Raw genomic sequence first — 21,452 nt, forward strand, 5'->3', positions numbered from 1 at the left:
TGCGGCTCAGGGCGTGCGGCTCCGATAAAGGCCGTACGCCCCGAGCGCGAAGGTCGTCTCGCCGTCCGGCAGCCGCGCGACCATCCGGAGCGGATCATCGCCGGGCGTCTCCCGCGGCGACCACGATTGCCCACCATCGTGCGTCATCACGAGCGAACGCACGCCCTGCATTTCGAGCACGACGCTCGCGCGCTTCGGCGTAGCGGCCGCGACCTGCACGATGGACGCCGACGAAACCCCGAGCGTCTGCGCGACCCAGGTCGTGCCCCCGTCCTCGGTGCGAAGAAGAAGCGGCTCTCCTGTGCTCGTCACGCCGCCGGCCCACCCCACGGAGGTGCCCGGCGCGAAAGTCACCGAGACGAGTTGTTCCTCGTCGGGCATTCCGCCGCGACAAACCACGAACGTCTCCCCGGCGTCGTCGCTCGTCAGGATGAGCCCATTCTCGCCGACCCCGACGAGCCGCCCCGATTCGAGCATCTCGAGGTCGCGGATGTACGTCCCGTCCGGGAGCGAAAGCTCGCTGAACGTGGCGCCGCCGTCCTTCGATCGGTAGAGGGGACGAGCGTTCACGGCGCCCCGCGCGGTCGCGACGAACCCGAGCCCGCCCGGCCCGAGCACGGCGGCCGCGAGCGGCTGCCCCTGCGCGGGAAAACCGTCGTGGAGGAAGGTCCGGCCGCCGTCCTCGCTGCGCAGGAAGGTCTGCTGCACGTATTCGCTCGGGAACGCGAGCCAAAGAAGATCCTCGTGCGCCGAGAGGGAAGGGGGGCGGGTCGAGTCGTCCGTGAACGCCGGCAGGTCCGTCCCGTCGTCGAAATGGAACGCGTCGTCCGTGCGATAGAGCCGGAAGTTGAACACGGCGGTCGTGTTCTGCATCGCGATCACGTATCCACGCGCCTTCGTCGGGAAAAAGACGGCCTTGTTTTCGTTCATGCCGCCGGCCCAGTCGGCGGACATCGCGTTTTGCTCGATCGGCTCCGAGCTCTTCGCGCCGTCGGTCGAGCGGCGCAGCCGGTGCGTGAGCAAGAGCCCGTGGTTCGCGGTCCCGAAGCTCACGCGGTTCGCGCCGCGCCACGAGCTCTCGAATTCGGCGCCCCACGTGCCACGCGTGAAGGTTTGCCCTTCGTCGCGCGAGGTCCAGACCTCGAACGTGGTCGGCATGTCGAGGGTGTTGCAATGCGTCATCACGTGGAGCGAGCTCGAATCGCCGGCGATCTGCGGACCCCGCGCGCACTCGGGCGCGAGTGATCCGCGCCGCTCGAACGTGTTTCCCCGCGTGGTCGAGCAATGCAAGGCCAGGCCGCTCGGATACGACGCATCGTCACCCACCACGCAGGCGAGGAGCTCCTGGCGCGAGACCCAGAGCGAATCCACGGTCCCGGTCGTTCCACCGGGGATCTGCGTGTCCCCGTAAAACGCATGGAGATCCGGCTCCTCGGTCGCCCGGATTCGTATCGTCGTCCCGCCGCTCTCGGTCGCGGCCACGAGATATCCCGGACCGACCGCGACCGCCGTGCGCCCGCCGAGCGGCACGTTCGCGATCGCCGCGTCGCCGATCTTGCCGTGATAAAGGCCGCCCTGCGCGGAGCCGCAGACCACGCGGCCGAAAAAAAGCACGCACCGCGATAGCTCCTCGGGCGCCTCGGGCGAAGGCTCGAACGTCCGGCCTTCGTCGAGGGAAACCCAGGCGCGCCGCGCCGCCGTCAGCACGATCGCCTGCTCGTCCGCCCACACGAAGGAGAGATCCTCGCTCGTGCCGACGTCGACGCGCTCGAAGCTCTCACCGCCGTCATTGCTGTGCAATACGAGCCCGCCATGGCCGACGATCCACGCTTCGTGCCCGTCCACGTCCACGACGTCGCGCATACGCAGCGCGTTTGCTGGCAACGGCGCGATTTCCGCCCAGAGAGGCTCTTCGCACGTATCGTCCCGCCGCACGAGCCCCGGGGCGCAGAGCGCACGCTTCGGGCCGATCGACAGGCCGTCCTCGTATTCCCGGTGCACAGGGAGGCAGGACGAGAGCGAGACCGTCGAAAGGACGATCCCGATAAACGCGCATTTTCCTGCAAGCATCGGAGCGTCTCCTCGGCCCGCGGACAGCAAGGTGCATGCCCTTGCCTTGCGCTTCGAGCCCGGCGATGATGCGGGCCATGAAGATCATGCTCAAGCTCGAAAACCTGAAGACCGGCGAGACGTCTTTCCAGGAGTTTGCGGATGAAGAGGCGACGACGGCATGGCTCCGCGAGCGCCCGCGCTTCACCGACGTGCTCGGCGTGGTCTTCGAAGGCCTCTCGCGCGAACAGAACGACCGTCTGAAGGCCGCGATGCGCCCGCTCGATGCGGAGGAGCAAGCGGCCGAGAAGGCCCTCGCGGAGGCGCGCGACAAGGCCGCCGAGGCGCAAGCGCTCGCGCGCGAGAAGGAGAACGAGGCGGCGCGCGCGGCGCATCGCGAGGCGCAGAAGAACCTCGATCCGAACCGCCCGATGGAGGTGCGTTACCGCTACGACACGGGCCTGCAGCTCGCGGATCCGGACGATCCGCGCGGCATCTCGGACGAGGTGCGCGCGGCGTGCACGGCTTGGATCGAGGAGCGCAACGAGTGGGTCGCCTCGCGTGGTCAAATCGTGGGCGAGGCCAAGATCACCGTGCTCCCCGGCGCGCTCCCGAAGCCCAGCGCCGAGCGCGTGCAGCATGGCTCGTTCGTCCCGGTGACCGGCCCCAAGAAAGCCTGACGCGGGGCGGTCTGTCCGGCTGTAACATTCCAGTAACGGCTAACGCCTCGGGACTCCGTCTTCGGCGCGCACGAGCTCGAGGACGATCTGACCGATCCTGATTCGCGCGCCCGGCAAGATCTCCTGCGACGCTCGCAAGAGCTCGTCGTTCACGAACGTGCCCGAGGTGCTCGCGACGTCCTCGATCGTGACGCGCCCTTCCTCCACGGTGATCCGCGCGTGCCTTCGCGAGACGGTATCCGACCGCAGGCGGATATCGGCGCCTTCCGTGCGTCCGAAGACCTGGGCGCCTTCCGCGAGCGGGATGACGCGTCCGATCTCCCCGGGCAGCTCTGCGAGGACGACGAGCGCGAACGACGTGGCCATGCGTCGAGGTTACCACGAGGAGTACGGACCCTCGGTCCCTTCCACGCTTGACGGCGGAGCGACCGTCGCTTACGACCGCGGATCCGTTACGTTGTTGTAAGACATGCGCAGCACGAGCAAGCTCCAGGCGGGCGAGGGATGGCAGAGGGCGCACAGCGCCGAGCAAAAGGAGCAGCGGCGCGAGGCGATCCTCGGGGCCGCCGCGGATCTCTTCCGGGAGCGATCGCTCGACGACATCTCGATCGGCGAGGTCGCCGAGCGCGCCGGGCTCGCGAAGGGCAGCGTTTATCGATATTTCGCCACGAAGGAAGAAGTCTTCCAGGCGCTCTTCCTCCAGGGGCTCGGCGCATGGTTCGACGAGGTCATGCCCGCGCTCCGGGGCCTCCCCCGCGATACCTCGCCGGACGACGTGGCCGCGCTCGTCGTGCGCACGCTCGCGCCGCGCGAGCCCATGCTGAGGCTCCTGGCGATCAATTCTTGCGACATCGAGAAAAACCTCTCCCTCGAGGCGGCGCGCGCCTCCCAGCGGTGGATGCTCGAGCATATCGTCGTCGCGGGGGCGGCGTTCGAGGCGGCGCTCCCGGCCTTGCCCGAGGGCGGCGGGGTGCGGGCGATCCTGCGGCTCGGCGCGCTCGTCTCGGGCCTCTGGCCGATGGGGCACCCGATCGGCGCCATGAAAAAGGTGCTGGCCGCGCCGAAAATGGCCCCGCTGCGCGTCGATTTTTACGGGGAGCTCGAAGTCTCGTTCGCTGCTCTTCTCGCCGGCATGTGCCGCGCGCGGTGAGCCTCGAACGGTGAGGACACACCGAGCGTCACGCGACGCCCCGCGGCCGTCCTTCCTAGAGCACTGTATTCATCAGGCGACGCCGGATTCGACAATCAGGGGCCGGCGGGCTCGAAGGGAAATCCGTCGTCTGACAACATCTGTTGTTGCCTTCACCCAGGAATTCGCGCAGTCGCGGCAAACGCTGGAATCCGGGGGCAGACTCCGCTCTCGCGCCCTTCGTGTTTGCTTTGCACGCGTGCCGGAGGTCGAAGGAGGTCGCCGCCGCGGTCGCCGCGGAGGGCGCGCGGGCGCTCGGCGCTACGTCCGGCCTGCTCGCCGTCCTCGTGGCCGACGAGCTGTCCGTCCCTGGCACGAATGATCCGGCCCCGCGCGGGCTCGCCGCCGCGCTCTCCGCGCCGGGGCCCACGCGGATGCGGATCGCGGGGAGCGACGGGTGGGCCGTCCGGCTCGCCGTCGGAGACAGAGTGCTCGGCGTCGTCGCTTTCCAGGGGCTGCGCCGGGACGCCGCCATCAAAGCATATTTGTCCCGGCTGGCCATGCATTGTGCCCCGGCGCTCGCCCGGGTCCTCGCCGAGGAGGCGGAGCTCTCGGCGCTGCGGCTCAGCCGGGAGCTGCTCCGCGCGGTCACGGAAGGGACGCACGATTGCGTCTTCGTGAAGGATCTGAACCTCCGGTACGTGATGATCAATTCGGCGGGGGCGCGGGTCTTCGGCCTCATGCCGGAGGACGTCGTCGGCAAGGACGACAACGCGCTCTTTTCGCCGGAGGACGCCGTGGAGATCGCGCGGCGCGACCGGGAGATCCTCCACACGCGCCGCACGACGACCTACGAATGCTCGTCGATCACCAGTAGCGGCACGACGCGGTACTGGCAATCGACGAAGGGGCCCTGGTACGACGAGGAGGGCCGGGTGGTCGGGCTCGTGGGAATCTCGCGGGACGTCACGGCGCGGCGGAGAGCGGAGGAGGCGCAGCGGCTCCTCGCCGAGGTGAGCGGCATTCTCGGCGCGTCGCTGGAGTACGAGAGCACGTTCGCGACCATGGCGCGGCTGCTCGTGCCGTCGTTCGCCGACGGGTTCACGATGCACGTGGAGGAGGCCGGCAATCGATATTGCCTCGCGGCGCTCGGGCGCGGGGCCGCGTTCGTCGATGATTTGCTCGACCTCGTCCCGCTGGGGCGCGCGTTCGGCTTCGGCGACCTCGACATTGCCACGCGCCGCGAGCTCGAAGGGCGCGGCATTCATTCGCTCCTCGTCGTGCCTCTCGTGATCCAGGGGCATGCGTTCGGCCACCTGACGCTCCTCGGCGGCGCGCCTGGGCGATTCGTGGCCGAATCGGAGCGCGCCCTCGCCGAGGAGATCGCGCGGCGAGCGGGCATGGCGATCGACCGCGCCAGGCTTTATCGGGAGGTGCAGGAGGCGAGCCGGCTGAAAGACGAATTCTTGGCCGTCATCTCGCACGAGCTTCGCACGCCGCTCACGGCGATCCTCGGCTGGACCGGCATTCTGCGGCGGGACTCGGTGCCGGAGGCGAGCCGCGGCAAGGCCCTCGAGACCATCGAGCGGAATGCGCAGACGCAGGCGCGCCTCATCGAGGACTTGATGGACACGACGAGCATGATCGCGGGCACGCTCCAGCTCGATTTCATGGATGTCGACCTCGTGCAGCCGCTCACGCAGGCCGTGCGGGCGATGCGCCCGGTCGCGGAGGCGAAGGGAATTCGCCTCGATGCCGTGTTCGAGACGAAGAGCCCGCTCCCCGTCCTCGGCGACGATCTCCGGCTTCGGCAGGTCATCGAGAACCTGCTCGGCAATGCGCTCAAATTCACGCCGCCGGGGGGTTCGGTGGAGATTGGTTGCCGCCGCGGCGACAAGGCGATTCTCTGGGTGAAGGACGACGGCGTGGGCATTTCGCCGACCACGTTGCCGCACGTCTTCGAACGGTTCCGGCAAGGCGACAGCTCGTCGACCCGCAGCCATGGCGGGCTCGGCCTCGGCCTCTCGATCGTGCGTTATCTGGTGGAGGCACATGGCGGCGCCGTGATCGCGGAGAGCCCGGGGAAGGGGCTCGGCGCGACGTTCACGGTGGAGCTGCCTTTGCACGTCGAACAGGCCCCGGAGGTGACCGTCGTGGAGGCGTCGCCAGCGCCGCGGTTCGACGACGTGCAATTGCTGGTCATGGGCGAAGCGCCCGCTTCACGCGACCTCGTCACGGGCATTTTCCAAAGCGTACGCCCCGAGATGACCGGGGTTCACAAGGTCGTGGCCCCGAAGCACCCTCGCTCCCGGCAGGACACGGGTCGTTCCTGAGCGGCTATTGCTTCCCCAAAAAGCTCCTCGCCACGCGGACGAACGCCTCTCGCTCCTCGAAGGCGGCGCCGTGACCGCGGCCTGGAACGACCCAGAGCCTTGCGTCGGGGATCGCTCGGTACATTTCGAGGGCGAGTTCGACGGGATAAAATGGATCTCGGTCGCCGTAGACGATCAGCGTCCGCGCCGTGATCGTCGCGAGGTACGGCGGCGTGAAATTCAGGTCATCGTAACGATCGGCGAACGCGCGGGCCTGCTCCCAGAGCGCCACGATTTGCTCGTCGCCGCGCACGTGTCGCTCGCGCATCTCGCGCCATTCTTCCTCGGATCGACTCTCCACGGTGTATTGCCGCATGATGGCGCGCGCCTGCTCGGGAAAGTACGGCGTCGCCGCGGCGATCACCATGGCCTCGACGCGGCTCGGCTGCTCTGTCGCCATGTGCAAAAGCACGTTGCCGCCGCCGCTCACGCCGATGGCGCGGAATCGATCGATGCCGAGCTCGTCGAGAAGCGCGTACATGTCGCGGGCGACCTCCCGGAACACGAACGTGCCGCGGGGGTTTCCCGAAAGGCCGTGGCCGGGGAGATCGGGGACGATGGCGCGGAACCCTTCGTGGAGGGTTTCGCCGAGATGACGAAAATCGCGGCCGCAGCCGAGGAAGCCGTGCAGGAGGACGAGCGGCTCGCCCTCGCCGTGGATGTCCACGTGGATCTCGATGTCGCCGCGAAGATGTGTTTTGCGGATGGGTACGCTCATGCTCGAAGACCTCTCCTTCCGGCGACGTGCATAGAGCATGCCGAAAACGCTTGCTAGCTATCGATTTTTCGTATAAAAGCGTCGTCGGTCGGACGGAACATCGCGAGCGATATCGTTTGGTGTGTAGTCGCGGCCACGGACGCATTCGCGAAGGGCAAGCTCGAGAATGGCGTGGTGACCTTCGAGGTGCACGAGGCCGTTTGATCGGCGGTGCAAGCAGGCGGCCGCGCACGGGTTTCTCGGCGACGCTGCGTGGTCCTTCCTTTGCAATCCCTGGGAGCGGTTGCCGTCGTGGGCAGCCGGAAAAAGTCCAGGATGGAGGGAATGCCCATGCGTTCATTCACGGTCGCGCGTGCCGCGGTGCTGCCTTTCTTCGGCCTCCTCGTCGCCGCTTGCTCGCTCGGAAGCGGAGACGACGAGGACCTCGCGCTGGGTCGGGGGAACGTGTCGGGCGCCGAGAAGGGCAGAGATATCCAGGCGCCCTCGCAAGACGAGGGGAAGGGAAAGGGAATCTCCCTGGAGGGCGACGTCGAGTTCGTGCCGGTCGAGGGCAACGACCACGCAACGGACGAGGCGTCGATCGAAGGCAAAGAGATAGAGAGCAAGGAAATCGAAGGCAAAGGAATCGAGGGCAAGAATCTCGAACAGCCGCTGCCCGACGACCTCGGCAAAGGCGGAGTGACGAAGGAGCACATGCTCCCCCCGAAGGGTGATCTCGGCTCGAGCGGCGATCTCCCCTCGAAGGGCGTTCGCGTGGTGAACAGCGCTTGCCCGAAGGCGCGGGTGGGCGATGTCGTCGGGACTTGCGTGCAGGCGCTCACGTACGCGAAGAACCCGGAGACGGGCGAGTGCTGCGTCTATGCCACGCCGTGCGACGTGCCGAAGACCTGGGACGCGTCGTTCTCGGCGGAGGCCGTTTGCCGGTAACGCCGCCCGCGACTTCGTGATTGACGAGCGCCGAGCCCCTCGGCTTAGATGCGCGGCCATGGAGCCGAACATCGTGGACGAGGGGGGCGTGACGGTCGTGGAAGGCCAGCCGAATCAGGCGTTCCTGACGAGCGCGCGGGACGTCGATCGTGTGATCGAGGCCTGCTTCGGGAGCAGGGCAGGATGCGTCCTGCTTTACACGGCGAACCTGCCGGCGGCCTTCTTCGACCTGAGCTCGCGCGTGGCCGGCGATATCCTGCAAAAATTGAGGAACTATCGGATCCGGCTCGCCGTGGTATGCCCGCCGGGGAGCGTCAGCTATAGCAGCCGTTTCGGCGAGATGGTCACCGAGGAGAATCGCGGTGAGCATTTCGGGGTGTTCGAGACCCGCGAAGCCGCCGTGGAATGGATCCACGCGTTCGCCTGAGGACGCTCATTTTGCTCCCACTCGCACGTACGTCCCACCCGTACGTCCGAACGTCTCGGGCGCATACATCTCCTCGATGTGCGTCGGCGGCGCCACGAATCGGCCCACGTGGGCCGCGCGGGCGAGATACCGGAACCTCGTGATGCCGGCGGGCAACCTGTCGATGAAATAAACGACGCGGTCGCCGCGCATTTCGCGCCGCTCTGCCGGCGTCATTTGCAGGTTCGCGAGCCAGGGGCCGCCGACGTCGTGCGCGAAGCGCATGGGTTCGAGACCGCCGGGGACCGGGTCTTCGAGGACGACGAAGCGGCGGGGCTCGCGCGTGACGACCTCGATTTCGCAAAGCACGACCTGCCCGGGATCGAAGCGGCGCTCGGCGGCGGCGCTGGCCGCGAGGACCGGGCCGCCGAGGTCCGCGACGGGGCGGAAGGATTTTGTCAGGTAAAACCCGGCGTCAAGCGGCTCGCGGGGCATGTCCTCGCGAGCGTATCGGAGGACGGCCTCGTAATGGAGGCGGCCTCCGCCCACAGCCTCGAACGTGAGCGGCGCGCCGCGGCCACGAAGGAGGTCGGACATGGAGACGAAGGCGGTGCGGCGGAGCTTGCCCGATTCGCCGCCGAGGGGCGCGTCCGCGAGCAACGTATCACCGAGGAAAACCCGTGCCTCCACGGGATCGAGGGGGGCTGGGTTTTTCTTGCGGTACGCGTCGAGCGCGAGCAGCGCCCACGCGGCCTCGTGGGTCGTGCGGTAAGCGCCGCCGGCGCGCCCGTCGAGGATGCCGCGCGAGAGGCGGGCGGCGAGGGGATGCGTGGGGTTCGTTGCGACGATCGCGAGCAGGGCCGCGGCGTCGGTGCGCACGCTGGAGTCGAATTCGTGCCAGGGGGCCTTGGCCTCGGACGCGCTTGCCACGTGCGCACCGGGGCCGTCGATTCGAATGTTCGTTTCGAGGTCGCGGAGGAGCTCGCGGCTTTCGTCCCCGCCTCCGCGGCCCGCGACGGCGAAGGCGTGGAGCAGGAGGGCGCGCGCGAGAAGGGGCATGCGCGCGCGTTCGCCGAAGAGCGCGCGCATCCGGCTCTCGTCAGGGCGCCGGGCCATGGCGAGCACGTCGAGCGCGAAGGCGGCGCGTTCGAGCGAAGAAGGGTTTGCCTCGGCGAACGGCGCCGCGAGGCTCGACGCGAGGGAATGGGCGGCGCGATCGAGGGCGCCTGCAGGCACGGGCAGTCCGCGGCGGCGCGCTTCATCGAGTCCCCAGAGCGCATAGGCCGTGATGTAGGGATCTCCCTCGGACGAGCCGGGCCAGAGACCGAAGCTCCCGTCCTTTTGCTGGTGCGTGAGCAGCCGGTCCACCGATTCCCGCAGCGCGGCGTCGACATTGCCGCCCTTTTGTGGGCTGGTTTGTCCAGGCACGAGCGGCACGCCGAGGGAATCGGCGAGGTCGCGAAGCGCGAGGAGCGGGACCATGCGGCTCACGGTTTGCTCCGTGCATCCGTACGGGTATTCGACGAGCTGCTCGATGCCGGCGGCGAGGCCGGAGAGCGGGGTCGAGGCGAGCGATATCGAAAGGCCTCCCACGTCTTTTCGCAGGCCCCCGAGATCCCCGAGGCGCTCGGCAATGGCCGAGGAAGTTTCGCCCGTGAGGGCAGCGGTTTCGAACGTCGTGGGCACGGCAATCTGGGTTTTGAGGTCGACGCCGTCGGTTTCGTCTTGCAGGCTCGCCTCGAACGAGAGGCGCGCTTTTCCGGCGCGCTCGGCGCGGAAGGGAAAACGCACGAGGGCCGGGTGCTCGGGGTCGACCGTGGCCTCGCGCCGCATCGGGCCCGCGGGCGTGAGGCCCTCGGCGCTCGCGGTCACGACGGTATTGCCGCCGGGGATGTCGAGCGCGGACAGGACCACGGAAGCTTCGAATTGATCCCCCGCGCGCAAGGCCAGCGGGATGCTCGGGCGCGCCATGAGGGGCTTCGACGTGAGGACGGTGGCATCGTCCGAGCCCGTACGATCGTCCTCCGCCACGGCCATCGCCATGAATCGATAGGCGGTGAGGCCATCGGGCAGCTTGATGCGGCGCTTCACGCGGCCCGACGCGTCTGTGACGAGGTCCGGAAAGAAAGCGACGGTTTGTCGGAAATCGCCGCGGCGGGGGCTCACGCTGGTCGCGCCCATGCGGACCAGGGGCGGCTTCGCGCGGCGGCCCGAGAACGTGCGGAGGAGATCGTCGCGTACGTCACTCGTCCGGACGCTCGAATAACGAGGGTCATAAATCGCCTCGAAGGGCTCGGGCGTGATGTAATACGTGAGCATCAGCGAGCCCTCGTCCGCCGCCCACAACGTGATTTCGGCCTGGACCGGTTTGCCCGCGGCGTCCTTCGCGAGGACCTCGACGTCGAGCGTCTCGCCGGGCGCCGCCTGGAGCTTGCTCGGGCGCACCTCGACGTCGAGCATGCGGTCCTCGGGGCTGACGGCGATCGCAGCCTCGCGGGATTCCTCGCGCGTGCCCGAGAGCGTGACGACCTTGATTGCCGCGTTCGGCATCATGGAGAACGTGATGGGGACGTCGACGATCGTTTGCGTGCCCGCGGGCGCGAGGGGCACGACGCGTCGGAAGAGCAAGCCCTCGCGCTCGAACGTGACGAGCGCTTGGTTCGGCTTCGAATGCGGTGATTCGAGCACGAGACGCGCGGTTTGTCCGACCCGATACTCGCTCCGGTCGAGGCGCAGGACGAGCTCCGCGGAGGGAGGCGTCGGCGGTGGAGGCGGAGGCGGCGGAGGCGGCGACGGAGTCGTGGCCGGGGGCTCGACGTGGAGGGAATACGAGGCCGCGGCGCGGCGGCCCTTTTCGTCCTTCGTCGTGGCGCGGACGATGAGTTCGACTTCGTATTCGGTCCCGGCGACTTGCGTGGGAATCGTGAAATCACAGCCGACGGGCGCGGCGCCGCTGGTGACGTCGCAGGTGCCGACCGTGCGGTCCTCGACGGCGTTGTCGTCGCGGCGGGCGCGGCGCGAGAATTCGAGGTGCACCGGGTGCGAGCGCCGCTCGCCCGCCGGCGTCACCACGAGCACGCGCGGCGTGACCTTGTCGCCGGGCTTGACCCAGTATCGGTCGTCCTCGGAGAGCGCGACGAGCACGCTGGCAGGGTAGACGAGGGCGCTGTCCTCCGCGTACCGCGTCTGCTGGTTGAGGTCCATGATTTCGACGCGGCAAGTAACTGTCTCGACGGCTGTTTGGCCGGGCAATACGAGGGGGGCAGCGGGCGAGAAGGCGCCATGGCCGTCGAGCTTGCCCGTGCCCTGCGCGATCTGCGCCGAGGCCACCCGCACGTCGTGCTCGGTGAGCAGGTAATCGTCGAGGCCCGGGACGCTCGGTTCGCCGGAGCCGCGCGTGACGACGATCGACGCGCGTCCGCCGGCCATCGGGGCGCCGTAGAGCATCTCGCCGTGCGCGGTGCAGCTCATTCGTTCGCCGGGCTCGTAGACCTGTTTGTCGAGGCGCGCCTCGGCCTTGCTCTCGACCGGGCGATAATGATCCACCGAGAATCCCCAGTGAATGCGCTCGCCGTCGAGCTCGGCCTCGGCGCGATAATGCCCGAGCGGAGCGTCCTCGGCGAGGGGCATGACGGTGGCGAAGGTGCCGAAGCGGGAGAGCACGTGGCGCGTGGTGCTGATCGGGCGGCGTTCGGGGTCGAGAATGCGCAAGGTGACCTCGCGGCCGCGCGGCGTGTCGAGGCCCGCGGTGACCGGGACGCGGAGGACTCCTTTGAGCTCCACCTGTTCGCCGGGCCGATAGATTCCGCGGGCGGAGAAGAGGCGGCCGACGGGCTCGGGCGCGGGCGGAGCGGAGAGCGATTGGTACATCCAATCGTCGCCGCTCCGCGCCACGACGGCGAGCTTGGCCTCGCGCTCGCCCGGCTTTCGCGGGGGAATGCGCAAGGGGATGGACGCGAGGCCCTTGTCGTCGGCCTCGGCCGCGCCGAGGAGCGAGGGGCGGCCGCCGGGGGGAACGTAGTGGACCTCGACCCGCGCGCCTTTCACGGGGGCCGCATTCGAGAGGCGCGTGAGCCAGACGAGCGCCTCGTCCGGGGCAATCTTGGTCAGCGGGCCGAGGTCGGTCAATTGCATTTCGTGTTCGGCCGTCTTCGGCGGCTGCTCCGGCGCGCCGCGAAACCCGGCCCGGACGAGCACGGGGCCACTCGTGACGCCCGGAGGCAAGTGGTCCTGGACGACGAGGCGCGACCAACGATCCTCGTTGCGTTTGCCCGCGGGCGCTGCGAAGGTCAGCGAAGGCGAGACGAGGGGGACCTGGTTTCCCGCGAGTTTTGCGAGGACCTGGTCCTTGTCGAGAGGAATCAGCGAGACCGTCGCGTCGACGGTGTTCGTCACGCCAATCGGCAGGATGCGTTTTCCATCCGGGACCCAGTAGGTGCCCCTCGCGCCGATGATGAGCTCGGCAGGCAGGTCGCCGAAACGAAACTCGCGTCTGACGTTCGCGGGGAGGCGCTGGCCGTGGATGTCCTGGAAGGCACGGCCGGCGCCCTGGGTGCGGACCTCCACGCGATAGGTTTTTCCGGGCTCGAAGTCCCCGTTGACGTACACCTCGCGGCTCGATTCGCCGTCGTCGTAGGAGCCGGACACATGGAACGAGTCCGGGCGAGGATCGACGGCGATGGCGCGCTCGAGGACCTCGTCCGAGATGGGTGTCGCGAACTTGAGCGTGATCGTGGTCTCGGTCGGGTCGCAGCGATCTTTTTCGAGGGGGTGTGGATGGCACTCCGCCGAGGCGAGTCCCGCGGGGCCGAGGGTGCGAAATCGGATTTCCTCGGCCTTTCCGGCCGAGAGCTCGCCCTCGGCGCCGCGGAGCGAGGCGTCGATGCGCACGAGGACGTCCTTGTCGCGCGGGAGCGGGGCGCGCGGAGCGAGCACGGCGCGATCGTCCGTGACCTCGACGATCGAATACGGGACGGGGCCGCGGCCCGCGTCGATCGTGACGGCGCGCGAGATTTCGGCGGCTTTCACGGCTTGCGTGAAGAAGAGCGTGATCGTCGCGTCCGGGCGAATGCCGGTCGCGCCGCGCGCGGGCTCGCTGCCGGAGACGGAGGGCCGCGGGGTCGAAAAGGAAAGGACGAAGGGGGCTTCGAGGGCGCTGCCGTCGAGCGCGCGGGTGTCCGCGGGGACCTCGACGCGGAATGCCGTCGCGGGAGGAAATGGTTTTTCAGGGACGAACTGGAGCGCGCTCGATCCGACCCAGGAGAATGCGCCGGGAAGGGCCGGGGTGATCCGGACGGGGGCCTCGGGCGAGCGCGGATCCGCGCCGATCGCGCGCATGGGTTTGCTGAAGACGAGCGTGATCTCGGGGCTCGGGCCGGTCTCGCCGCTCGGACCTGCATAGACGACGCGGAGCGGGCCGGCCTCCGGAGCGCGCGGGGCGAGGGCCGCGCGGGGCGCGAGCTCGCCCCGGACGGGCGCCACGGGAGGTTTCGGCGGAAGCGCGCCGGGAAAACAGGCCGCGGAGGCGGCGGCAAGGGCGGCGAGCGCGGCGGCGGCAGGCGAGGGGCGGCGCAAACGCATGGGGAGGTGGGGATCGACAGGCGAGGCGGTCCGAGGTTCCCGGTTCATTCGTCTTTGGCAGGACGGTAAAGCTCCACGCCCGACGCACCAAAACGCGTGCGCAAAGGCTCGCGTTCGCCATGCGGCCATGCAGCGGGGGTATGGCGCAAGAGGGGATGGGGGCGGAGGGATTCGAAGAGGATGTGGCAAGGGTCGTCCGCCGCGCCGCCGAGCTCGGGCATGGCCTTGAGCGCGAGGCCGGGGCGATCACGCGGGGGCTCGTCGCCGAGGTTTTCCGCGAGGGCGGCGGCCATGTCGAGCAAGGCTTCGCGACTACGCGCGTCCGCGCTCGCACGCGCCGCCGCGCGCATGGCTTTCACGGCCGGGCGCGCTTCCTTTCCGAGGACCTCCTTGCCGGCCGCGGAGAGGGCCGTCGCGAGGGAGAGGCGAAGCTCAGGCGAGCGCGTGGCGAGGAGGCGTGCGACGAGGCGCGGGGCGATTTCGGGAGGCCATTCGTCGGCCTCGCGGGCGAGGGCGTCGATGACACGAATCGGGGGTTCGTCGGGGGCGGCGAGCGAGAGAGCAATGCGCGTGATGGCGGCGGTGAGCGCGGTGCCGCGGGCGCCCTCTTCGAGCAGGACGACGGCCGCGGCGAGGGAGCCGGGCGAGGGGCCGGCGGCAATACGCGTGAGGCGGGGGACGTGCTCGGGGAAATGGGCGAGGACGGCGTAGAGGCGCGCCCGCTCGTCGAGGGTTTCCGCATGGACCGATTCGAGGCGCGGCAAGGCCTCGGGCGCGGCCGAGCGCTCGATGGTGTCGAGCAAATACGAGGCGACGAGGGGGCAGGCGCGGACGTCGTCCCGATCGAGCAGGCGCACGAGCTCCTCGCTCTCGGTCGGATCGAGGCCGTGCACCTCGAAGGCGAGGGTGGCCGCGAAGAGTTTGTCGGGGTACGTGTCGCGCAGGTGTGGCACGACGAACCGATAGCGACCGGGCGGGAGGATGCGCTCGCCACCCATGAGGGGGAGCTCGGAGACGATGGTCGCCGCAGCGGGCGCGAGCTCGGGCTTTGCGGAGACGGTCAAGCAATACCCCTGCGGGGGCGGAAAGGCGCGATAAACGTCGTCGAGGCCGAGCCTTTCAATCGTACCGAAGAGGCCGGGCCAATGGCGCGCGCCGCGGATGGGGTCGGGGTTCTTGTTGACGAGCCGGAACGCGGAAAACGGGGTATCGCCCTGGTGGGGTTCGAGGAGGACGAGGGAGGTCTGGCCGCCGGGATTCGTAGGTTCGATTGCGAGGAGGTCTGGCGCGGGGATCGCGGGGCCACGCGTGGCGGCCTCGCCTCCGCGCGGGAGGGGCGGCGCGCCGCACCCGAGGACAAAAAGCAGGGCGAGCGCGGCGAGAGCGCTCGCGAGGCGGGCAGAACGGGGCATCGCTGCGTCGTTGGACGCGCGGGCGCCGAGGGGCTTGGGGTTCGATCGATTCCAGCGCCCGAAGCCCGCTCACAGCCGCCCGCGCTTCCCGTTTTCGTCGCGCCGCGCGCGGTGAGGGGGCGCGCTTGCGGGGCTCTGCCCGGGTCGATAAACTCCCCGCCATGTACAAGGAGACGTGGGCCTGCGATCCGTCGCCGGGGCGACATCGAATCGGGGAAGGGCCGTTCCGCGTCCGCGGCGTCATGTACATGGGGTATATCGAATACGCGAACAAACGTACGCCGGGCGGGCTTTCGGCCGTGTACGCCGCGATCGGCCATCCCGAAATCGAGGCGTTCCTCGGAAATACGATTTTCCTCGCGGCGTCGAGTTACGATCTCGTGCCGGTCGTCCATTTCGCTCGCGCGCTGGCGAAGGCCGAGGGGACGCCGCTCGACAAGTTCGTCCGGGGACGCGCGCGCCACGCGGGCGAGAACAACGTGATGGGCCTTTACCGCACGCAGATGCGGAGCTCGTCGGCCGGGGACATGGCCGTCCGGCTGCCGCGCATCTTCGAGCGATATTTCGACCATTGCCGCGCCGAGATGTCGCTCGCGGCCGAGGGGCTCGTGGAGGGGCGGTTCTCCGGCATGCCCGCGCCCATGCTGGGGTATTACCTGTGGTGCAACGAGGGCTTCATCGAGGGCGCGCTGAGCGCCGTGGGCGCGCGGGACGTGCGGTATGCGTGGTCGGCGCCGATGCCCGACGGCGAGCGCGACGGGATTGCCCAAAAGGCCGTCACGGTTCGGATCAGCTGGAGCGCTTGACGCTCATTCGTCGTCCTCTTCCTCCGGCACGACCTTTCCTTCGTACAGGGCAAACGCGACCTCGAAGCCGTCGTCCTCGAACGACGCGACGACGTCGTCGAACGAAGCGTTCTCGTGATAGCCGAACCCGATCTGGTCCGTCGGTCCGAGCAGGGCCTGGAGCGCCTCGCTCTCGGCCGCGGCGAACGAGCGCAGGACGCTGAGCAAGGTCTCCGCCGTGGCGCGCGGGGCGGGCTTTTCGGGGTGCCGGACGAAGAGCTCGACGAGGTCCGCGTCGTCTTCGATCAGGAACCAGACGGGCCGCTCGGCGTACTTCTTGACGAGCGCTGCGTCGGCAAACCCGCGCAGATCGCCGAATCGACCGACGATGACTGTAGGCGCGAGCTCGTCGTCGTCCTCGCCTTCCTCGCCTTCCTCGCCCTCTTCGAGCGCCTCTTCGTCGAGCGGCGCCGGTTCCGCTTGCTCGGGCGCTGGTCGTTGCGCCTTCGGGTCCCTTCGTTTGTCCATCGTGCTCTCCGGGGGTCCTCGCTCCACGTCGCCGTCGTGCGTCGCGTGGGTCTTCCCGATGGACGTGTCCATCGACACCCACGCGCGCCGTCGTTTTTACCCCACCCGGGCCGCGTACGCGACTAGGATGGCGCTTTACCTCGCGTCGGCCCCTCGCTTTTCGCGGAGGGGGGATGGCCGCGGAGCCGCCCATGCGTTTCTCGCCCCTCGCCGATCCCCGCCTCGAAATCCTGCATTTGCTCGATCTGCCCGTCTGGATCACGGACCCGGACGCCGTGCGGATCGTGTGGGCGAACCGCGCTGCCGTGGCTCTCTGGCGCGCCGAGGATCTGCACGAGCTCGTCAACCGGGACCTCGCCCCGTCGCCGACGATTCGCGCGACGTTGCAGCAGCTCCGCGATCGCGTGGCGGCCGGCGAACGTTTCACGTCGGAGCGGACGATCTATCCGAAGGGCGACACGGTCCGCGTGCACATGAGTTTCAAAACATTCCCGTTGCCCGACGGCCGCGGGGGCCTGCTCGTCGAGGGGACGCCGATTCGCGACGTCGCAGATCCCGAAGTGGTGCGCGCCGCGGAGGCGGTCCGGTATGCGCCGCTCGTGGTGACGACGCACGCGCTCGACGGCTCGCTCTTGCAGGCGAATACGCTGGCGCGCCAGACGTTCGGTCATGCATTCTCGTTCGAGGGGATCTTCGCCGAGCCCGCGGAGGGCGCGCGCGCGCTCGCGCAGGTCGCGGGGGGCGAGCCGTTTTTCGAGGACGTGGAGGTCGTGACGACGGAGGGGCCGCGGTGGTTCTCGGTGGCCGCGCGGCCGATTCCGGATCCGGTGACGGGCAACCCCGGCATTCTGGTGAGCGCGCACGACATGACGGCGCGTATCGAGGCGGAGCGCGCGAAGGACGAGCTCGTGAGCGTGGTGAGCCACGAATTGCGCACGCCGCTGACGGCGATCCGGGGCGCGATCGGGCTCGTCGTGGGCGGCGTGGCGGGCAAGGATCCGGCGCTCCAGGCGGAGCTTTTGCAGATGGCGTCGGAGAACGTGCAGCGGCTCGGGCGGCTCGTGGACGATCTGCTCGACGTGCGAAAGCTCGCGGCGGGGGGCATTTCGCTGAAGTTCGCGCAGGCGGACCTCGCGGACGTCGTGCGGGGCGCGATCGAGCTTCACGCGCCGGCGGCGCAGGCGAAGGGGATCGTGGTGGAGACGGACATGCCCGAGGGAATGCCGGTGTTCGTCGATCCGCAACGGATCCAGCAGGTGGTCTTGAATCTCCTGTCGAATGCGATCAAGCATTCGCCGGCCGGCGAAGTCGTGCAGGTGCGCGCGCGGGCGATGCCGGAGGGGGTTCGCGTGGAGGTGGCGGATCGGGGGCCCGGGGTGCCGGAGGCGTTCCGCGACAAGATTTTTCGGCGTTTTTCGCAGGCGGACGCGTCGAGCACGCGCAGCGTCGGCGGGACGGGGCTCGGGCTCTACATCGCGAAGACGATCGTGGTGATGCACGGCGGCCGCGTCGGATACGAGAACGAGAAGGCGGGCGGCGCGGTGTTCTTTTTCGAGTTGCCCACGAAGGTGACGGATTAGCGCGGGGGCGTGGCGAGCTTCTCGGGCGGCGTCTTGTCGAGCAGCGCCTCGCGAAGGAAGGCCAGGAGGGCGCGTTTGTCGTCGGCGGACAAACCGAGCGGACGCACGTCGGGGTCCTGGTTCGGGACGGGGAGGCCGAAGCCCTTGCCGCCGCCCTTGTCGTAGAAATCGACGACCTCTTCGAGCGTGCGGAAAGCGCCGTGGTGGAAATAAGGCGCGGTGCGCGCGACGTCGCGGGTCGTCGGGGTTTTGAGGGCGCCCTCGTCGGCCGGACGTGAGGTGAGCGCCCCGCGGCCCCGATCCGGATCGAGGGTGGGACCGCCGGGTTTGTCGGGGACGCCGAGGACGGCGAAGACGGGGACGGCGAAATCGAGCGGGCGGGAGCCGCCGAAGAAGGGCGGGATGTGGCAGCGGGCGCAGCGGCCCTTGCCGGCAAAGACGTCGAGGCCGCGGCGATGCAGGGGCGAGAGCGCGGTTTCGTCGCCGCGGGCGAACGCGTCGATCGGGGCGTCGCCGGGGACGAAAACCTCGGATTCGAAGGCGGCGAGGGCGCGGCCGACGTTGTCGGGCGTGACGCCCGGCGTGGGGAGCGCCTGGAAGAGGGCGCGGAGGTCCGCGGCGGATTCGATGGCGGTGACGAGCTCGCCGGGTTCGAGGCCCATTTCGGCGCGGGCGTGAATGACGCCGAGGGCCTGGCGCTCGGGCGTGAGCGTGCGGCCGTCCCAGAGCTGCGCGGCGTGCAGCGGGCCGTACAGCAGGGTCGGGGTATGGCGCAGCGTGACGGCCGGATCGAGCGAGGGCGGGCGAGGGAGGCCGTCCGCAAAGCCTTTTTCGGGGACGTGGCAGGTCGCGCAGGAGCGAGCGTTGTTCTTGGACAAACGTTTGTCGAAGAAGAGCTTGCGGCCGAGCGCGGCCCAGGGGGCTTCGTCGCTGCCGGTTTGGCGCGGGCGGCTGCGCGGGGCGGGGAGGGTGAGGGCCGAGACGGGTTCGTCGGCGTCGGTCTTCGCGACCGGGAAACGGGCGCGGTAAGGCAATCGGACCGTCGCGCCGGCGGCGGCGATGAGGCGGCGAAGGGCGACGCCGAGGCGGCCCGTGGCGAGGACGAAGCTCGCGCGGTCGTCGAGGTCGTCCGCGGTCTTCGCGGCGTCGAGGCGGGCGCGGAGGGGCCGGGTGGCTTCTTTGACGGAATCGAGGGCGGCCGGGGTTTGCGCGGTTCCGGGCGTCGCGAGGGCCGCGGCGGCGGATTCGATGAAATCGAGGGTGCCGCGGAGATCGGCGAGGACGGCGGCGGAGCCGTCGGGGACGCCCTGCATCGATTCGAGCGCGAGGGCGCCGAGGTCGTACGCGGCGAGCGAGAGGGCATGCGCGACGATGGCGGGCGCGGGCGGAATGCGGCGCGCTTCGCTGTGGAAGAGGCGCAATGCGCGTTCGAGGGTGAGCATTTCGGCGCGCGCGGCCGCGGCGTCCCCGCGGACGAGGGCGGCGTCGAGGCGGAGGAGCGCGCCGCCGCCTTCGTCCATGGAGCGCGGAGGGCCGAAGACGACCTCGCCGCCGAGGCTCTCCGGCCTGCGCCAGAGCGGCGTGCCCGCGGCGAAGGCGCGGCGAAGGTCGAGGTAATGCGCATCGGCGTCGCCGCGCCCCTGGGGCATCGCGGCCACGAGCGCCTCGAGGGCGTCGAGGCCGCGGCGGGCGGGCGCTTCGACGATATGCGCGAGCGGAGAAATCGGAGATTCGGGGAGGACGGCCCCTGCATCGACGGGCGCGCCTGCGTCCGCGGGGGCGGGGGCCTCCGGCTCGTCCGGGCAGCCTGCGAGGAGCAGGGCCGCGAGGACGAGCGCGGAGAGGTGTTCAGGGCTCGTAAAGCGCCTTGCAGGCATCGATCTTGGCCTGGTCGACCGTGGGCATCGCGAACGTCGGAGGCTCGGCATGCGGGGGGTTTTCGAAGTCGAACATTTCCCACGGCGCCTCGGCGTTCGCATCCCGATTCGTGAGCGCCGGCATCTGGAAGCGGGCCTCGATGAAACGGACGATCGAGGTGTGATCGTACGTCCGGTGACCGACGAAATGCTTTTTCGCGTAGGGAGAGACGACGATGAGCGGGACGCGGACGCCGAGTTGGTCGAATTTCGCGTCGGTATCGCCTTCCTTCAATGCGGGCGCGATGTCGTCGGGCGGGCAGGCGGGCGGGGGCACGACGTGGTCGTAGAGGCCGCCGTGCTCGTCGTACGTGACGAAGAGCGCGGAACGCTCCCAGGCCGAGCTCTTCGCGAGGGCTTCGATGACGCTGGCGGTGAATTGCTCGCCGAGCATGGCGATCGCAGGCGGATGCTCGTCGTTTTGCGCGTAGCCTTCGCGCGCGATGCCCGGATCGACGAAGACGACCTGGGGCAAGTTGCCGTTTTCGAGGTCGTGGAAGTAATTCTCGATCGGTACGAAATGCCCGTGCTCGTCCTTGCTGTACTCGAGGTACTTGTCGACGAAGATCGCGGCGCCGGGGGTGGTCGAGACGTAGACGCGCCAGGAGACCTGCCGCATCTCGAGGTAATCGAAGAGCGTCTTGTCGACCGTGACGAATTCGTTGTGGACGGCGCCGAAGGAGGTCGCCGCGTAGAGGTACATGCGGTTCGGCCACGTGGGGCCGGGGACCGAGGAATGGTAGTGGTCCGCGATGGCGAACTCGTTCGCGAGCCAGTAATAAAACGGCAGATCGTCCTGGGTGTAGTAGCCGAGGGCGCGGCGGCCGCTCAGCATGTCCTCGGGGGCGCCGGGGCTCGGCAGCTCGTGCCAGCCGTCGTTGGTCTTGAAAAACCCGTCCATCTTGCCGGCGTTGATCTGCTCGTGCGTGCCGGTCCATTCGTGGTTCGTGTCCACGAAGCAGAACTGGTTGTCACGGAACGGGGCGACAGCGGTGCCGGTCTGGTCGAGGTTCGTGAAGCTTTCGGGCGCGACCTCGACGTCTTGCTGGCCGTACTCGGGCAGCTTCTGGAAGTAATGGTCGAAGGAGCGATTCTCCATCATGACGACCACGATGTGGTCGACGGGAATCTCGGCGCCGTAAGGGCGCGATGCCCCTTGTGTTTCCGCGGGGAGCATGCCCTCCGTGTATCCGCACGAGGTCCGCTTCGCAGCGGCCTCGTCGTCGCTCGGCGGGACGACGTCGCGGTTCCATTCCGCGGGTCCAGGGAGCGGAGGCGTGGTCTGCGGATCCTCGTCGGACGTGCAGCCGACGAGGGCGAGGGTCGGGAGCAAAACAAGGAGCAGAGGGCTACTAGCGCGGCGCATCGGC

The 21,452-nt window shown here is 69.1% G+C and carries 15 protein-coding genes; 7 read left to right on the forward strand and 8 right to left on the reverse strand.

The genetic code is table 11. The features are described 5' to 3' along the window. Nucleotides 1-6: 6 nt before the first annotated feature. Nucleotides 7-2,070, reverse strand: a complete 2,064-nt coding sequence (locus tag KEG38_RS35900) for a WD40/YVTN/BNR-like repeat-containing protein (protein WP_272424900.1) — start codon at nt 2,068-2,070, stop codon at nt 7-9. Between the two features lie 77 nt (nt 2,071-2,147). Here KEG38_RS35900 and KEG38_RS35905 point away from each other — a divergent pair, with 77 nt between their 5' ends. Further along, nucleotides 2,148-2,729, forward strand: a complete 582-nt coding sequence (locus tag KEG38_RS35905) for a hypothetical protein (RefSeq protein ID WP_272424901.1) — start codon at nt 2,148-2,150, stop codon at nt 2,727-2,729. Between the two features lie 39 nt (nt 2,730-2,768). Here the strand turns inward: KEG38_RS35905 and KEG38_RS35910 are convergent, their stop codons facing one another. Further along, nucleotides 2,769-3,095, reverse strand: coding sequence for an FHA domain-containing protein (locus KEG38_RS35910; RefSeq protein ID WP_272424902.1), 327 nt, complete (start codon nt 3,093-3,095; stop codon nt 2,769-2,771). 103 nt (nt 3,096-3,198) lie between these two features. On the opposite strand from KEG38_RS35910, the gene KEG38_RS35915 reads away from it, so the two are divergent. Both KEG38_RS35915 and KEG38_RS35920 read left to right on the forward strand, forming a co-directional pair. Further along, nucleotides 3,199-3,879 (forward strand): TetR/AcrR family transcriptional regulator, encoded by a 681-nt coding sequence (locus KEG38_RS35915; protein ID WP_272424903.1) that lies wholly within the window; start codon nt 3,199-3,201, stop codon nt 3,877-3,879. Between the two features lie 221 nt (nt 3,880-4,100). Beyond that, the gene (locus tag KEG38_RS35920) at nt 4,101-6,191 is read left to right on the forward strand and encodes a PAS domain-containing sensor histidine kinase (RefSeq protein ID WP_272424904.1); all 2,091 of its coding nucleotides are present in this window, start codon (nt 4,101-4,103) and stop codon (nt 6,189-6,191) included. Nucleotides 6,192-6,195: 4 nt separating this feature from the next. Here KEG38_RS35920 and KEG38_RS35925 read toward each other — a convergent pair whose 3' ends face one another. Further along, on the reverse strand, nt 6,196-6,948 hold the full coding sequence (locus KEG38_RS35925) for an alpha/beta fold hydrolase (protein ID WP_272424905.1): 753 nt from the start codon (nt 6,946-6,948) through the stop codon (nt 6,196-6,198). A gap of 330 nt (nt 6,949-7,278) precedes the next feature. Between KEG38_RS35925 and KEG38_RS35930 the strand changes: the two genes are divergently transcribed. Together KEG38_RS35930 and KEG38_RS35935 are read left to right on the forward strand one after the other, a co-directional pair. Continuing rightward, nucleotides 7,279-7,875 carry a hypothetical protein gene (locus KEG38_RS35930; protein ID WP_272424906.1) on the forward strand — a complete coding sequence of 199 codons (597 nt, stop codon included), beginning with the start codon at nt 7,279-7,281 and terminating at the stop codon, nt 7,873-7,875. Between the two features lie 58 nt (nt 7,876-7,933). Further along, complete coding sequence (locus KEG38_RS35935; protein ID WP_272424907.1) at nt 7,934-8,302, forward strand: DUF4180 domain-containing protein; 369 nt, start codon at nt 7,934-7,936, stop codon at nt 8,300-8,302. Between the two features lie 6 nt (nt 8,303-8,308). Here KEG38_RS35935 and KEG38_RS35940 read toward each other — a convergent pair whose 3' ends face one another. Both KEG38_RS35940 and KEG38_RS35945 read right to left on the reverse strand, forming a co-directional pair. Then, nucleotides 8,309-13,861 carry an Ig-like domain-containing alpha-2-macroglobulin family protein gene (locus tag KEG38_RS35940; protein WP_272424908.1) on the reverse strand — a complete coding sequence of 1,851 codons (5,553 nt, stop codon included), beginning with the start codon at nt 13,859-13,861 and terminating at the stop codon, nt 8,309-8,311. A gap of 44 nt (nt 13,862-13,905) precedes the next feature. Continuing rightward, the gene (locus KEG38_RS35945) at nt 13,906-15,273 is read right to left on the reverse strand and encodes a hypothetical protein (RefSeq protein WP_272424909.1); all 1,368 of its coding nucleotides are present in this window, start codon (nt 15,271-15,273) and stop codon (nt 13,906-13,908) included. Nucleotides 15,274-15,434: 161 nt separating this feature from the next. Between KEG38_RS35945 and KEG38_RS35950 the strand changes: the two genes are divergently transcribed. Further along, on the forward strand, nt 15,435-16,079 hold the full coding sequence (locus tag KEG38_RS35950; RefSeq protein WP_272424910.1) for a hypothetical protein: 645 nt from the start codon (nt 15,435-15,437) through the stop codon (nt 16,077-16,079). A 3-nt stretch (nt 16,080-16,082) separates the two neighbouring features. Here the strand turns inward: KEG38_RS35950 and KEG38_RS35955 are convergent, their stop codons facing one another. Beyond that, nucleotides 16,083-16,658 (reverse strand): hypothetical protein, encoded by a 576-nt coding sequence (locus KEG38_RS35955; RefSeq protein ID WP_272424911.1) that lies wholly within the window; start codon nt 16,656-16,658, stop codon nt 16,083-16,085. 119 nt (nt 16,659-16,777) lie between these two features. Here KEG38_RS35955 and KEG38_RS35960 point away from each other — a divergent pair, with 119 nt between their 5' ends. Next, nucleotides 16,778-18,166 (forward strand): PAS domain-containing sensor histidine kinase, encoded by a 1,389-nt coding sequence (locus KEG38_RS35960; RefSeq protein ID WP_272424912.1) that lies wholly within the window; start codon nt 16,778-16,780, stop codon nt 18,164-18,166. Here the strand turns inward: KEG38_RS35960 and KEG38_RS35965 are convergent. Then, nucleotides 18,163-20,043 (reverse strand): cytochrome-c peroxidase, encoded by a 1,881-nt coding sequence (locus KEG38_RS35965; protein ID WP_272424913.1) that lies wholly within the window; start codon nt 20,041-20,043, stop codon nt 18,163-18,165. The two genes, KEG38_RS35960 and KEG38_RS35965, sit on opposite strands and share 4 nt — an antisense overlap. Continuing rightward, nucleotides 20,015-21,448 carry a phospholipase C gene (locus tag KEG38_RS35970; protein ID WP_272424914.1) on the reverse strand — a complete coding sequence of 478 codons (1,434 nt, stop codon included), beginning with the start codon at nt 21,446-21,448 and terminating at the stop codon, nt 20,015-20,017. The genes KEG38_RS35965 and KEG38_RS35970 overlap by 29 nt, the downstream gene beginning before the upstream one ends. Nucleotides 21,449-21,452: the final 4 nt, after the last annotated feature.

Source organism: Polyangium jinanense (genome assembly GCF_028435265.1).
In the GTDB taxonomy this organism is placed as follows: domain Bacteria; phylum Myxococcota_A; class Polyangia; order Polyangiales; family Polyangiaceae; genus Polyangium; species Polyangium jinanense.

Excerpts from the sequence above, each read along its gene's own strand:
- KEG38_RS35900 (WP_272424900.1), bottom strand. The coding sequence starts at position 2,070 with ATGCTTGCAGGAAAATGCGCGTTTATCGGGATCGTCCTTTCGACGGTC.
- KEG38_RS35905 (WP_272424901.1), top strand. The coding sequence starts at position 2,148 with ATGAAGATCATGCTCAAGCTCGAAAACCTGAAGACCGGCGAGACGTCT.
- KEG38_RS35910 (WP_272424902.1), bottom strand. The coding sequence starts at position 3,095 with ATGGCCACGTCGTTCGCGCTCGTCGTCCTCGCAGAGCTGCCCGGGGAG.
- KEG38_RS35915 (WP_272424903.1), top strand. The coding sequence starts at position 3,199 with ATGCGCAGCACGAGCAAGCTCCAGGCGGGCGAGGGATGGCAGAGGGCG.
- KEG38_RS35925 (WP_272424905.1), bottom strand. The coding sequence starts at position 6,948 with ATGAGCGTACCCATCCGCAAAACACATCTTCGCGGCGACATCGAGATC.
- KEG38_RS35930 (WP_272424906.1), top strand. The coding sequence starts at position 7,279 with ATGCGTTCATTCACGGTCGCGCGTGCCGCGGTGCTGCCTTTCTTCGGC.
- KEG38_RS35935 (WP_272424907.1), top strand. The coding sequence starts at position 7,934 with ATGGAGCCGAACATCGTGGACGAGGGGGGCGTGACGGTCGTGGAAGGC.
- KEG38_RS35940 (WP_272424908.1), bottom strand. The coding sequence starts at position 13,861 with ATGCGTTTGCGCCGCCCCTCGCCTGCCGCCGCCGCGCTCGCCGCCCTT.
- KEG38_RS35945 (WP_272424909.1), bottom strand. The coding sequence starts at position 15,273 with ATGCCCCGTTCTGCCCGCCTCGCGAGCGCTCTCGCCGCGCTCGCCCTG.
- KEG38_RS35950 (WP_272424910.1), top strand. The coding sequence starts at position 15,435 with ATGTACAAGGAGACGTGGGCCTGCGATCCGTCGCCGGGGCGACATCGA.
- KEG38_RS35955 (WP_272424911.1), bottom strand. The coding sequence starts at position 16,658 with ATGGACACGTCCATCGGGAAGACCCACGCGACGCACGACGGCGACGTG.
- KEG38_RS35960 (WP_272424912.1), top strand. The coding sequence starts at position 16,778 with ATGCGTTTCTCGCCCCTCGCCGATCCCCGCCTCGAAATCCTGCATTTG.
- KEG38_RS35965 (WP_272424913.1), bottom strand. The coding sequence starts at position 20,043 with ATGCCTGCAAGGCGCTTTACGAGCCCTGAACACCTCTCCGCGCTCGTC.
- KEG38_RS35970 (WP_272424914.1), bottom strand. The coding sequence starts at position 21,448 with ATGCGCCGCGCTAGTAGCCCTCTGCTCCTTGTTTTGCTCCCGACCCTC.